This is a genomic window from Flavobacterium sp. P3_A6 (genome assembly GCF_056403035.1).
In genome coordinates this window covers 337039-351047 of the sequence record NZ_JBFUGG010000003.1, presented here as the reverse complement: position 1 = coordinate 351047, position 14009 = coordinate 337039, and the positions used below count along the sequence as shown (strand labels likewise).

The window sequence follows — 14009 nt, the reverse complement described above, 5'->3', positions numbered from 1 at the left end:
TTTAATAACAATACAACAATTGTATTTTTAAGCGTCATTCTTATTTTTAGAATTCATAAGAGAGCATAAAAAATTATTTCAAAACAAATACTGGCTGAAGAATTACATTTTTTATAAAATATATTTTTTTTATTTGTATTAACAGGATTATGCTTTCGAATTTTATCATGAACGCTTCTATTTGTTAATTTGATAAGTTTATAAACTAAACAATATTTTCAACTCAATTTCTAACTTAATTATTTTAAAAATCATGAAAACACTTTTTAAAAAAATTTCAACCGCCATAGCAGTTTTTGGAGTCATCTTGACTGTAAATGCCCAAAAAAATTATACTCTGGACGCTAAAACAAATTTTTCTGTAGCAGGAACTTCAACCTTTCATGATTGGGAAATGAAGTCCGAATCTAAAACCGGAACAGCCAATTTTATCGTAACTGATTCTAAAGTAACTGCTATTAAAAGCATTAGCATTACACTACCTGTAGAAACGATAAAAAGCGAGAAGGCTAAAATGGATAAAATTGCTTATGAAACTTTAAAATCAGACAAAAACAAAAACATCAAATATGTTTTAAAATCTGCCGAAAAAGTAAATGAGACTACTTGGAATCTAACAGGAACCTATAGCATTGCTGGCGTAAACAAAGAACTAAAGACCCAAGTTAAAATATTCCTAACCAACGGAATAATAAATTTACAAGGGTCTAATAAAATAACCTTCAAAGATTTTGACATGAAATCGCCAACAGCTATGCTTGGAACTATAAAAACAGGAGAAAATTTGACATTAAAATTTAACTTGAACTTTAAATAGCCAACTATGAAAAAAACAGTATTCTTATTAGCATGAGCATCATCTCTTGTGGCGGTTAATGCACAGCAAGTATCTTTTAGAAAAATGCAAAATCAGATACCAAAAAGCAAAGACGGATTGAATGTGTTTGACGTTAAGAAAGGTAATATTGAATATGAAGGCATGAGTGTAGATTTAGGCGGTGCATTTGCGATGCAGTTCCAAGGGCTAAAATCATTTAACGACCAAAAAGAAGGTGCATACACAGCTTCCAATGGTGCATTAATTACAAATTACAGACTTAATGGTTTAGAAAACAACTTCAACTTACCTGCCGCCAACTTGGTTTTTGGAGTTCAATTAGCAGACGGAGTACGTGTGAATCTCGATCTTTACCTTTCTTCAAGACACCATAATGAAACTTGGGTAAAAGGCGGTTATTTACAAATTGACAAACTGGATTTCATCCAAAAAGGATTCTTAGAGGACATAATGAGATACACCTTCATCAAAATCGGCCAAATGGAAAACAACTATGGTGATTCTCATTTTAGAAGAACCGACAATGGTAATGCACTCCTAAATCCTTTTATTGAAGCCAATATCATGGATTCCTTTCAAACAGACATGGGAATGGAAGTATATTATAACAGAGACGGCATAGTAAGTATGCTAGGAATTACAAACGGTAAATTAAATCAAGGTGTTGCCGAGTTTGTGCTTGGCTCTGCAACTCCAACCCCTCCAGATCCGAATACAACGGTAAGCCCAACAATATTGGCTAAACTTGGATATGACAAACAATTAGACAAAGATTTGAGAGTAAGAATTACTGGATCATACAATCACAACGCAAACATGAGCTCAAATCCATGGGGATCAGACAGAGCTGGCAGCCGTTATTTTGGGGTTATGTCACACCAAGCCTATAATTATAACGCGGTTCCTGTTCCAAATAACTTTGACCCAGCCACAAATGCCACCACAGACAGATTCAGTCCTGGATATTCAAACTGGTACACTGCATTCATGATTAACCCTTTTATAAAATATAAAGGATTAGAATTTTTCGGAACTCTTGAATTTACTAGCGGTGGTGATCATAAAGGAAGTGACGAAACCCGTAAAGTAGACCAATACGCTGCCGATTTAGTATATCGTTTTGGAAATACTGAACAATTTTATATTGGCGGAAGATATAATATCGTGTCCGGAAAATTATCTAACGCAACTGATAAAGTTAACGTAAACAGATTCGAATCCAGTTTAGGATGGTTTATGACTAAAAATATTATTGCTAAATTAGCCTATACAAATCAAAACTATTCTGACTACGCCCAGTACAGCGGCAGTAGTTTAAATGACTTATATGGCGGTAACTTCAGCGGAGTCATGTTTGAAGCAGCCATCACTTTTTAATATGATAAAAAAAATAATATTAACAGTTATGGGTTTAGCACTTTTCCTTTTATTAGGAAGTGCTAGACCTATTTCTTTATTTGCCGACACAAACACTATAATAATCAACCAGATAAAAATAGAAATTCTGGGAAACTCAACTATAGGCAAATACAACTGCAACTGTCCCCATCCTTTCAGAGACACTATTTTTTTAAACTCGGCTACAAAAAACAGTTTAAAGTCCGAAATCTCAACTGATAATTTTGATTGTGGCAATAGAATCATGAATAAAGATCTAAAAACCACCATTAAAGTGGCCAAATTCCCAAAAAGCACAGTTACGATAACCAACATCAAACCTTCCGGAAATAACTACAAGTGCAGTTTGAATTTTCGCATAACTGACAAAACACTTTCATACCAAAACCTTAATTTAACCAACACAAAAGAATCACTCGAAGGAACTGTGGCAGTAAAATTTACTGATATAGGACTGGAACCGCCAACAAAGATGGGTGGTGTCATCAAAGTAAAAAATGAGTTTGTTATTCATTTCGTTCTGTATAAATTATAAATAATCCCTTTTCGCAATTACGAATTCTAAAGACAAATGCATATTGTATTTTTGTTTTTAGAATGGCTTTGATTAAAAAAATATTATCAAATGACTCTGTAAGTAATCAACCGAATCCAATTTCTTCTTCAAAATCAAATACAACTCCTTTTTTATAAATGCTAAATGAATAACTTTGTGGCAAATTTCAACAACGCAAAAAATGCATTTCATTTCACAAGATTTAGAAGATTATATCGAACAGCATTCAGAAAAAGAACCCGAATTACTGGCTGCGCTCAATAAAGAAACTTACCAAAAAATATTATTGCCGCGAATGTTAAGCGGGCATTTTCAAGGCAGAGTTTTAAGCATGCTCTCCAAATTGATTCGGCCTGTAAACATTCTGGAGATCGGAACTTACACTGGCTATTCGGCTTTATGTTTATGCGAAGGCATGCAAGAAAATGGACAGTTACACACAATTGACATCAAGGAAGAATTAGTTGATTTTCAGCGTAAACATTTTGACAAATCACCTTGGGGCAAACAAATTGTACAGCACCTTGGCGAAGCCATTGACATTATTCCTAATCTGGATTTGAAATTTGATTTGGTTTTTATCGATGCCGACAAAGAAAATTACCTCAACTATTTTGAAATGATTTTGCCAAAAATGAATAAGGGAGGCATTATTTTATCGGATAATGTGTTATGGAGCGGTAAAGTTTTAGAACCCATACATCCCAACGACATCAGTACCAAAATACTGGTAGAATACAATCAACTGCTCAAAGAAGACCCAAGAGTAGAAACGGTTTTATTGCCTATTCGTGATGGATTAACTGTAAGCAGGGTGCTTTAAGTCAAATTGCAGATTCTTACTATTATAACTTTACTCTTCTTAAATTTTTTTATTTCTAATCGCCCATTGGTATCCTTTATACATAAGATAACCCGTGATTAATCCGCACAGATACCCTGAAAGAATGTCTAACGGATAATGCAGTCCCAAATAAATACGGCTGTAAGCAAAGATTAATGGCCAAAGAAACAGCAGTCCAAAATACTTGAACTGATTTTTAAAAATAAGAAATAAAAATGTAGCGACCGCCATGGTATTGGCCGCATGCCCTGAGAAAAAACTAAAAGAGGAGCGTGATTGAACAACTCTAATAATGGTGTTTATTTCGGGGTTATTACAAGGTCTTGCTCGTTGAAAGGAATATTTAAACAGATTAGTAATTTGATCTGTAGCCAATACTAAAACAGCAACGAAAAGCAGTAAATAACCCGTCTTCTTCAGTCCTAGTCTGGTATAAATAAGGTAAAACAATAGCAGAAAAAAAGGAATCCAATTGACCTGCTTAGTAATAATAAGCCAAAGCCCATCATAGGTCTCGGATCCTAATCCATTAAGATAAATAAATAATTGGGTATCTAGCGAAAGTATTTTTTCGAGCATTACATTTGACGTTTTACTGGCCCAGTTATATCCTCCAAAATTGAGGAACCATCTGGATTTGTTGTACCACTCACTAAACTTTCATTGGTTTTATTTAATTCGGAAGTGAATGTATCGGTAATTCCGTTGAATGTATTTGAAGTATCGCCCAAAATACTGTTTTTGGCTTTGCTGATCTCGGAATTAATGCCTCCTGTTAAATCATTTAAGGTTTTTTGATCAAAACCATTGGCTTCGGCTCCTTTTTGGATTTCGCTTTTGATATCATTGGTTGCATTCTTAAGCTGTGCCATCGCTTTACCCATTGTCCGCGCCATTTCGGGCACTTTATCGGAACCAAAAAGCATCAATACGATAAACAAAATAAAAACTAATTCGCCTCCTCCTATTCCAAACATATTTTTTGAATTTAAAAAGCAAAGATATTAAAATTTAAAACTTTGTCTTTTAAAATTGTCTTAAAAAAAGCAACTAAGACTCTAAGTTTCTAAGACTTTAAGCTTTATTAGCTTTCAAAATCATAGAAACATAGCGTCTTAGAAATTTAATATCGCATTCTTAATTAATCAAACTTTGATTTTGCTTCCCCTTTTGGCCATGAATTGTTGGTCACATCAATATCTGCAGTTTCTAATTTTGGATCAATCTGAATTTGTCTTATTGCTTTTGAAGTAGCGTATACTTTCTTTGCTGTTTCATTATTTTGCCTCCAAATCTGTGCTGGATATTTATAATTATCTACCGTTCCGTCTTCATAAGTTATTTGAACTATGATAGGCATTGGCATTCCTCCTGGTTTATTAAACTCTACTTCGTAAAAGTATTTAGGATTCTTCAAATTTATTTTCTCTTCTGGAGCAACATTTTGATCTACATAATCAGAAAGCAATTTTACTTCTTCCAGTTTCATTGGCTTCTTCGAAGAAGAATTCAATTCCGAATTGTCGCCGTCGACTAAATAAACAAATGGCCCTTTTTCAAAACCAAAACGCCCTTTTCTTACTTTAGTTTCTTTTAAAGCTACTGTTGGAGTTTCGGTAACAAAGTATTGCTTTACACTGTTAATGCCAATATCAACAAAATCTGTCGAATAAAACCAGCCTCTAAAAAACCAATCCAAATCGACTGCTGAAGCATCTTCCATTGTTCTAAAAAAATCTTCTGGCGTTGGATGTTTAAACTTCCATCTGTTTGCATACATTTTGAATGCATAATCAAACAGCTCACGCCCCATAATAGTTTCTCTTAATATATTAAGCCCCGTCGCAGGTTTTCCATAAGCATTATTACCAAACTGAATAATACTTTCAGAATTCGACATAATAGGCTCTAAAAACTTTTGATCTCCGCTCATATAAGGAACAATATTTTTAGCAGGACCGCGTCGAGAAGGATAATTAGTTCCTAATTCCTGTTCGGCCATATATTCCATGAATGAATTCAAACCTTCGTCCATCCAAGTCCACTGACGTTCATCCGAGTTAACAATCATTGGGAAAAAGTTATGTCCAACTTCATGAATAATAACCCCCATCATTCCATTCTTAGTTTGTTCACTAGTCACTCCATTTTCGTCTGGACGTCCATAATTCCAACAAATCATAGGATATTCCATTCCTTGGTCTTCCGCAGAAACTGATACTGCTTTTGGATAAGGGTAGTCAAAAGTATGAGATGAATAACTTTTTAGAGTATGTGCAACCGTTCTTGTAGATGTTTCGCCCCAAAGCGGGTTAGCCTCTTTTGGATAAACCGATTCGGCCATAACCACTCTGCTTCCCATCTGCACTGCCATGGCATCATAAATGAATTTTCTTGAAGTTGCAATTCCAAAATCTCTAACATTTTTAGCACTGAATCTCCATGTTTTTTTCTTGTCTGAAAATCCTTTTTCAGCCGCTTCGGCTTCGGCTTGTGTTACAATAACCACAGGTTTGTCAAATGTCTTTTGAGCCAATTCGTATCTTTTTACCTGTTCGGCAGTAAATACTTCGCCCCTATTGATTAATTCTCCTGTTGCATCAATGACATGATCTGCAGGAACCGTAATATTCACATCAAAATTTCCAAATGGCAAAGCAAATTCTCCGCTTCCCCAAAACTGCATATTCTGCCAGCCTTCAACATCATTATACACAGCCATTCTAGGATAAAACTGAGCTATAACGTATAATCTGTTTCCATCTTTTTCAAAGAATTCATATCCTGAACGCCCATTACTAGTTTCTTTTTGATAGCTATTAATATTGTACCACCATTTTGTAGAAAAACTAAGCTTCTCCCCTGGTTTCATTGGAGTAACCAAATTGATGCGCATCATGGTTTGATTTATCGTATAAGACATCGGATTTCCTTTTGCATCTTTTACATATTCTATATTAAAACCACGTTCTAAATCTTGTTTTAAATATTCATCTGTAAATTTAGCCGGAGTTAAAACAGATTCTATTTTATCGTTTTTGACTAATGGCGTTTGAGAATTTTTTGCACCTTGGTTTTGATCCAGCTGCACCCACAAATATTCTAAATTATCTGGAGAATTATTATAATAGGTAATTGTTTCTGATCCGCTTAATCTAGCATTCTTATCATCAAGCTCAATATCAATCTTATAATCAGCCTGTTGCTGATAATAAGCAGGCCCCGGCGCACCGGATGCTGTACGAAACATATTTGGAGTTGCCAATAAATCATACATTTGGCTAAATTTGTTTGTGTCGTACTTACCTGCTTGCTTAACAGCAGGAGTGACTGCCTTTTCCTGGGCCAATAAAATTGTTGGAAGAATAAATAATAGTGAAAATTTTCTCATAAACTAAAGCTAGAGTGGTTTTTAAACGGTGAAAATAATAATTTTTAACAAAATTGCTGTTAACCATCAATATTTTAACACTTCTTTAGTTGATGTTTCTGTAAAAAGGAAGCTTCTTTTTACATTAAATGCAGTCACATTTACAATATTCTGCTGTGAAGCAAAACAATCGATTAATATCGAATTATAAATTTCTATTTCTTTGATTTTCGAAATTTCTTTAATACTTAAATAACAAACCAGCACATCTCCATCCATTTCCTTACTTAAGAAATTCATAGTTTTTGATTGTCCGTTAATTTTTAAAGAAAACCTCTCAGCCAGATATTTTTTTAACAGTTCTAAAGACTCAGCTGTTTCTTTATTTGTTCCAAAAAAAAACTTTTTACCGTATTTTTTCTCTAAAGCCTTGTCAAGATCATCTGCAAAAACACGGGTCGTTATTTGAAGCATTTTCTTTTCGGGAGCATAATTAATTTGGTAAATGGCCATGTAAAATTTATGCATGCCAAAACTGCTCATCGAAAAGATAAAAGCCAATAAAAATAATGAAACTATCCGTTTTTTCATTTTTCTACAGAAGCAATATGTTTAAAGGCATCATATTTATTAATTAAAAAATCCATAATCTCTATCTGCTGTTTGGGATCAAGATAGGTTTTCGACTTAGGGTCGTTCTCACAATATAAGAGAAAGAGCCCAATTTGATCATCCTTGATTTTTAATTTATCAGTAAAAAAAGAATAACTGACACTATGTATAGCAACATTCGTGAAACTGACATTAGAAACAAAATCAGATTTTTCAGGATTATTTTTGAATAAATTTTTAAAGATTTTATTATATACACGAATAACATCCATGGCATTAGGATCACCTGTGCCTGTAGGCATCATCAAAATGTTCTTTGGAGACGATTGACTGTCATCAAAATACTGGGTATCAACAATTTTTTGGGTATTTCCAAATTCAGGATGCTGTACGTGCTTAGCATAAACAACCACATTAAGTAATTCATTAGCAACTGCATGTAATTTTATTTTATAAAAGGAAGAAGTAAAATCTGAAACTTTAAGCACTACTTTTACACTTTTAAAACCCAAACTTGTAATAACTAAAGTATCATTGGCTTTGGCCAAAATGCTAAACAATCCTTTACTGTCGATCAAATCTCCTGTCTGTGAATTTACATTAAAAACCAAACCGCTTTCAATCGCTGTAGAATCATTAACTATTTTTCCATGTAATGTTTTTCGAGTTAGCATCTGTCCGAAACAAAATTGACAACTTAAAAACAAAACAAAAATTTTCAATATACTTTTCATTTATAATTACTTAGGTGACTTAAACAGTTAAGGAAATCTTAAATCCAAAACTACGTTTTTTTACCTATTAAAATTACAACTTTATTTAAAACTTAAGTTTAAGAAGTCTATTTATTTTTCATTAAATCCAGATTCAAATAAAAATCCGCAAACCCATATTTTAACAAACTCTCCTTTGTATTATTCCTGTTTTTCAGTTCTATTTTGATTATAAACAGAAGCTAAATTTGTCATCAGAAACATGGACATTGACTTATTTTTGCCATCTAATGATTTTGCAAATTCAGAATCTTCAACACAATAATATTGAAATCCTTTGATAAGCTCCTCAGGAATTTTTAAGGTTTTGACATAGTATTTCTCATCAAACATATATTCCATTTTTTTCAAAAGCAGCTCTTTCTTTTCAATTTCAACATTCATTTTAAGAGTTTCTCTTTCGCCAGAAATAAAACTATAAAGCCCTTGTATCCCTCCCGAGTTAGAATAAAGCCTCCTTTCTTGTGGCGTAAACTTAATTTGTCCGCGAGGAATTATCCCTAAATTTTCGGCACTTATATTCGATTTTTTATTTATAATCACCTCTTCCAATTCAACACTGTTAAAAACCATGTCAACCACCATAGTTCCTGACTTATATTCATGCCTGTAAACATACTTTTTCAAATACTTATAATCAATACCCGAAAAATTCAGTATATCTCCTTCTTTAGCCAAGATTGAAAAACAGCCATTATTATCGGTAACAGCCATCATCTTATTCATGCAGTTAATCACACTGATTCCTTCCAGATTTCTTGCATCGCAGACTACAGTACCAATTATGATTTTCTCAGTATTAGTCTGTGCCGTCAAGAACTGGCATTGCCCTAAAAAAACAAATAATACAATTAAATTATTTTTCATACATAAATACAATTTGTCTTTTCATAAAGAATTTTGCTTCATTATTTCTTATCACGCCCTTGGTTTTTATTAAATTCTGAAGCCAGTCCAACTATCAAAAACATACTCATGGTTTTATTTTTCTCCTTTAATGATCTGACAAAATCAAGATCTTCAATACAATAATATTGAAATCCTTTAATGAGGTCTTCGGGTATTTTTAAGGTTTCTATATAATATTTATCCTCAAACAAGTTCTCTAGCTTTGCCATCAAAAACTCCTTTTTTTCGATAGAGAGTTCTTTTTTCAGCATTTTAGTTCTTCCGTTTATGGCGTTCAAAATTGGATCGACCGCCAGCATCCCGCCTAGCAAACCTAATAAATGGATAGGTTTAAAGTCACCAGCGGTCTGCAGCCTCCTTTCAGCTGTAGTTAGCTTGACTTGATCTTTTGGAATTATCCCTAAATTCTCTGCACTTATATCCGGATGCTTATTGATAACCACTTCATCCAATTCAATGATTTTTGGGGTCAGATTAACCGTAATACTTCCTAAATTAAATTCCTGTCTATTGATGAATTTTCGCAAGTTTTCATAATTAACTGCCGAAAAATTCAGAATATCCCCTTCCTTAGCAAAAATCGAAAAATGACCATATTGATCTGAAACAGCCATAACTTTACTTGAAGTATTCGTGATATTGACACCTACTAAAGGAGATATATCATTGACCGTTACTTGCCCATTTATCCATTTCTCAACATTTGTTTGAGCTGCGGTCAGGTGAATTATGAAAAAAGAAATAAACAAAAAAGTAAAATTATTCTTCACGAGCAATCTGTTAGTTCATATATCAAAAAAATCTTAATCCCAACTTCATCTACAAAATGTAAAAGTATCCCAAACCTCTCCAAATTAATTATTAATGCATTTGTAAAAGTTTGTTAATTAAAATATTGCATCAACATATAAAAAAGCAATCATTTTATACCTTTACAAAGAATATTTACACATAAAAAAAATGAAAAATTGCATTATTGCCAGCACTTCAACTTTATATGATGGAGAATACTTAGACTATTTATTGCCCGAACTGCAATTGCATTTTAAGGATTGCAAAACCGTGCTTTTCATACCATTTGCAAGACCCAGCGGCATCTCACATGACGAATACACCTCTAAAGCATCTGTAGCTTTCGCAAAAATAAATATTGAACTGAAAGGCATCCACACATTTGAAAATCAAAAGGCTGCCATCCAAAATGCCGAAGGTTTTTTTACAGGTGGCGGCAATACTTTCCTGTTGGTAACTCAATTGTACAAAAACGATCTGATGGATATACTCGCAGGAACTGTTAAAAAAGGAACACCATATTTGGGAACCAGCGCAGGAAGCAATATTTGCGGATTAACAATGCAGACCACAAACGACATGCCAATTATCTATCCTCCTAGTTTTCAGACTTTAGGATTGATTCCTTTCAATTTAAATCCCCATTATTTAGATCCAGACAATCAATCCAAACACATGGGAGAAACAAGAGAAACAAGAATAAAAGAGTTTCATGCCTTCAACTCATTGCCTGTATTGGGACTTCGAGAAGGAAGCTGGCTGGATGTAAAAGGAGAAAAAATTACTTTGAAAGGGAATTTACAAGCCCGTCTTTTTAGACAAAATCAATCCCCCGAAGAACTGGAAACCGGAAGTGACTTGAGTTTTTTAAATTAAGACATTCAAACTCACATTAAAAAAATAAACCATTAAGAAATTAAGAATAATTAAGCTTTAAAAACTCTTAATGTCCCTATAATTTCTTAATGGTAAAAAAAATAAATTTTTGAGCAAAAAAAAACCTCAAATAAAATTTGAGGTTTTGGAGCGAAAGACGAGGCTCGAACTCGCGACAACCAGCTTGGAAGGCTGGAGCTCTACCAACTGAGCTACTTTCGCATTAATCATTAAAATTTACCCTTAAATCAAAAAAATGATTCTAGAGCGAAAGACGAGGCTCGAACTCGCGACAACCAGCTTGGAAGGCTGGAGCTCTACCAACTGAGCTACTTTCGCATTATTGAGGTGCAAAGATAAATAATAAAAACAGTTATTTGCAAATTTTTTTAAAAAAATAAACAGACATTTTTCAACAATGCCTACAACCATTTTAAAACTAAAATGTTATGATTCTATTTTATTCAATAATCATGAAAAACATCAAGTCAATAGCCTCTTTGCAAGTCTAATCTCTACGGTAAGGAGCCTTCAAAAAAGGAAATCCATTCAAAATATGTAAATTTGAAGAAAATAATTCATCCGAAGCAAATCATTTTGAATGGTTTTTAGAATACATTTTAACAAGAATAATATCAATATTTTAAATTAATAATAGCATCTTTGCAGTTGCTATTAAATACAAGAAATGGCTAACATTACTTAATGTTTAAAAAAAACAAACAAAAGAAATGAATAAATACTGCTTATTTATTGTCTTACTAGCGCTTCTAAGCTGCGGCAAAAAAGAATCCATTATCAATTTGGACACTTTCAAGATATCCGATTCAAATGATAAAGAAGGAGAAATCATTGAATTTGACAGTGCATTAATCAGCCCGTTTAGAAGTAGATCACTTGCAGATTTTTATAGTTCCAGAAACAATCAAACAGTATGGCAGTCTGAAAAAAACAGAAAAACGATCCTTGAAACAATTAAAAATTGCGAATCAGAAGGATTGAATCCATCAGACTACGCTATTTCTAAATTACTGAAATTAGAAAAAAAATTCACAGAACTCAATGAAGATGAGCAAGTAAATTATGATTTATTGCTCACTTATAATTTTCAAAAATACCTCACTCACCTGCATAACGGAAAACTAAACCCAAAAAAACTGTATCCTAACTGGGATTTACCTATTAAAGAATTAGATACCAAAGCCATTTTAAATGACGCCTTAGAAAAAGACTCTTTGGCAGGTGAAATAACAAAATGCCAGCCCAGAGCATTGACGTATGGAAAATTAATAAAAGCATTATCCCTAATAAATGAATTCCCGGAAGACAAGACTGAGCCTGTTGCATCAGATGAAAAAATAGGACCCAACGCCACCAATCCGGCCGTAATTAATATTAAGAAAAAACTATTGTATTGGAAAGATTTAGAAAGCAATGACAGCATCACCTCACATTATGATACTGAAACAGTCGAAGCTGTAAAAAAATTCCAAACCCGTCACGGATTAATTTCTGACGGTATTATTGGCAAAAGCACAGTAACTGCATTGAATTTTACCAAAGAAGAAAGGAAACATCAAATCATAGCCAATCTGGAACGCTGGAGATGGTATGCCAAATCATTTGCTCAAAATTATGTACTAATTAACATTCCGAATTACAGTTTAAATGTAATAGAAGATCAAAACATTATAATGAGCAAACGCATTGTTGTGGGAAAAAACAAAAGAAAAACTCCCGTATTAACCTCTATATTGCAAACTATAGTCTTTAACCCTACTTGGACAGTGCCGCCAACCATTTTAAAAGAAGACCTCATTCCTGAAATGATCCAAAACAGAAACGCTTTAAAAAACAAAGGAATTGGAATATACGATTCCAAAAACAATGAAATTGATCCAGCAAAATGGGATTCCAACAGGCCAAGAGGATATCGCTATGTACAAAAGCCAGGCTATTACAATGCTCTTGGGGTTGTCAAAATTAATTTTCCAAACAAATACAGTGTTTATCTACATGATACTAATCACCGTAATTTATTCGAGCGTAACAACCGCTCCCTAAGTTCGGGCTGTGTACGCATTGAAAAACCTTTGGAATTTGCCCAACTCTTGCTAGACAATCCAGAAAAGTATTCAATGGAAAAAATAGACTCCATTGTCGCTACAAAAACAACACTTTTTCTAGGCATAAAAAAACGCTATGCCATATACCAATGGTACTGGACAGCGTGGAGTGAGGACAACAAATTAATTTTTAGAACAGACATTTACAATTTAGACGCCGATCTCTACACACAATTACGAAACTAGATTATTTTCTTTTGATTTAATAATTGAAGGATGATAGATATACAAACACGACTGCCCTTTAATCATCGTAATAATTTCTGAAATACATTCGACAGGAACAGCAGGACATCCTTGGCTTCTGCCTAATCGTTTATGATTCTTTATAAAAGATTCCGAAACATAATCGGCGCCATGAAGAACAACTGCTCTGTTGCGGGCATTATCATTTAAGCCTTTTTCCAAACCGTCTAATTTTAGAGAAACACCATGCTTTCCATTATAAACTTCTCCTGTAACATAGAACCCTAAACTGCTTTTGAAAGATTCCGGCGTATTTGAAAAATCATTAGCAAATTCCTCTCCAGTATTTCTTCCGTGAGCTACTAATGTTTGAAACAATACTAAATTACTAGACAAATCAATAATCCAAAGGCGCTTTACATTAGACGACAAACTAAAATCAACAAGAGTCAATATGTTGCTTTTTACTATCCCTTTTTCCTGTAATGAATAAAATCCTTTCAAGGCTTCACTAAAACATGCTTGTTTAGGCAATTCAAATTGATTTGCCTGCAAAGCATTATAAACGCTTTCAATTTTGGAATCTATATTAGGTTTCAAAACAGAAGCAATTTTCTTTTTTGAAATACTTTTATGTGTATTTATTACGTTTCCTGAAAATGCAAATAAACTAAAAACGAAAATAAACGCAAAAACCAACCTATAAACTACTGTGTATCTATTCATTAT

The 14009-nt window shown here is 33.4% G+C and carries 14 protein-coding genes and 2 tRNA genes; 6 read left to right on the top strand and 10 right to left on the bottom strand.

The annotated features are described in order from the left end of the window. Positions 1-253 precede the first annotated feature (253 nt). From AC1DVP_RS05080 to AC1DVP_RS05065, 4 genes are all read left to right on the top strand, one after another. On the top strand, positions 254-817 hold the full coding sequence (locus AC1DVP_RS05080) for a YceI family protein (RefSeq protein WP_477182451.1): 564 nt from the start codon (positions 254-256) through the stop codon (positions 815-817). Positions 818-901: 84 nt separating this feature from the next. Beyond that, positions 902-2215, top strand: a complete 1314-nt coding sequence (locus AC1DVP_RS05075; protein WP_477182450.1) for a hypothetical protein — start codon at positions 902-904, stop codon at positions 2213-2215. 1 nt (position 2216) lies between these two features. After that, positions 2217-2771: a YceI family protein gene (locus AC1DVP_RS05070; protein WP_477182449.1), complete on the top strand. Its 555-nt coding sequence runs from the start codon at positions 2217-2219 to the stop codon at positions 2769-2771. A 202-nt stretch (positions 2772-2973) separates the two neighbouring features. Beyond that, complete coding sequence (locus AC1DVP_RS05065) at positions 2974-3615, top strand: O-methyltransferase (RefSeq protein WP_477182448.1); 642 nt, start codon at positions 2974-2976, stop codon at positions 3613-3615. 39 nt (positions 3616-3654) lie between these two features. Here AC1DVP_RS05065 and AC1DVP_RS05060 read toward each other — a convergent pair whose 3' ends face one another. The 7 genes from AC1DVP_RS05060 to AC1DVP_RS05030 form a co-directional block, all read right to left on the bottom strand. Continuing rightward, entirely contained in the window at positions 3655-4215 is a 561-nt protein-coding gene (locus AC1DVP_RS05060; protein ID WP_477182447.1) for a phosphatase PAP2 family protein, read from the bottom strand. Next, on the bottom strand, positions 4215-4613 hold the full coding sequence (locus tag AC1DVP_RS05055; protein WP_477182446.1) for a Sec-independent protein translocase subunit TatA/TatB: 399 nt from the start codon (positions 4611-4613) through the stop codon (positions 4215-4217). Before AC1DVP_RS05055 ends, AC1DVP_RS05060 begins: the two co-directional genes overlap by 1 nt. Before the next feature lie 164 nt (positions 4614-4777). Continuing rightward, the gene (locus AC1DVP_RS05050) at positions 4778-7027 is read right to left on the bottom strand and encodes a M1 family metallopeptidase (protein WP_477182445.1); all 2250 of its coding nucleotides are present in this window, start codon (positions 7025-7027) and stop codon (positions 4778-4780) included. A gap of 66 nt (positions 7028-7093) precedes the next feature. Then, entirely contained in the window at positions 7094-7597 is a 504-nt protein-coding gene (locus AC1DVP_RS05045; RefSeq protein WP_477182444.1) for a DUF6702 family protein, read from the bottom strand. Then, positions 7594-8352, bottom strand: coding sequence for a hypothetical protein (locus tag AC1DVP_RS05040; protein ID WP_477182443.1), 759 nt, complete (start codon positions 8350-8352; stop codon positions 7594-7596). Before AC1DVP_RS05040 ends, AC1DVP_RS05045 begins: the two co-directional genes overlap by 4 nt. 180 nt (positions 8353-8532) lie before the next feature. After that, the gene (locus AC1DVP_RS05035) at positions 8533-9258 is read right to left on the bottom strand and encodes a hypothetical protein (protein WP_477182442.1); all 726 of its coding nucleotides are present in this window, start codon (positions 9256-9258) and stop codon (positions 8533-8535) included. Between the two features lie 41 nt (positions 9259-9299). Next, positions 9300-10070 carry a carboxypeptidase-like regulatory domain-containing protein gene (locus tag AC1DVP_RS05030; RefSeq protein WP_477182441.1) on the bottom strand — a complete coding sequence of 257 codons (771 nt, stop codon included), beginning with the start codon at positions 10068-10070 and terminating at the stop codon, positions 9300-9302. 190 nt (positions 10071-10260) lie between these two features. Here AC1DVP_RS05030 and pepE point away from each other — a divergent pair, with 190 nt between their 5' ends. Further along, entirely contained in the window at positions 10261-10968 is a 708-nt protein-coding gene (gene pepE / locus AC1DVP_RS05025) for a dipeptidase PepE (RefSeq protein ID WP_477182440.1), read from the top strand. Positions 10969-11114: 146 nt separating this feature from the next. On the opposite strand, the gene AC1DVP_RS05020 is transcribed toward pepE, so the two are convergent. Beyond that, positions 11115-11190, bottom strand: a tRNA-Gly gene (locus tag AC1DVP_RS05020). A gap of 44 nt (positions 11191-11234) precedes the next feature. After that, a tRNA-Gly gene (locus AC1DVP_RS05015) sits at positions 11235-11307 on the bottom strand. A gap of 392 nt (positions 11308-11699) precedes the next feature. Between AC1DVP_RS05015 and AC1DVP_RS05010 the strand changes: the two genes are divergently transcribed. Then, a complete protein-coding gene (locus AC1DVP_RS05010) occupies positions 11700-13280 on the top strand; it encodes a L,D-transpeptidase family protein (RefSeq protein WP_477182439.1) in 1581 nt (526 codons plus the stop codon). On the opposite strand, the gene AC1DVP_RS05005 is transcribed toward AC1DVP_RS05010, so the two are convergent. Continuing rightward, positions 13269-14006 carry a murein L,D-transpeptidase catalytic domain family protein gene (locus AC1DVP_RS05005; protein ID WP_477182438.1) on the bottom strand — a complete coding sequence of 246 codons (738 nt, stop codon included), beginning with the start codon at positions 14004-14006 and terminating at the stop codon, positions 13269-13271. The genes AC1DVP_RS05010 and AC1DVP_RS05005 overlap by 12 nt on opposite strands. Between the last annotated feature and the right edge of the window lie 3 nt (positions 14007-14009).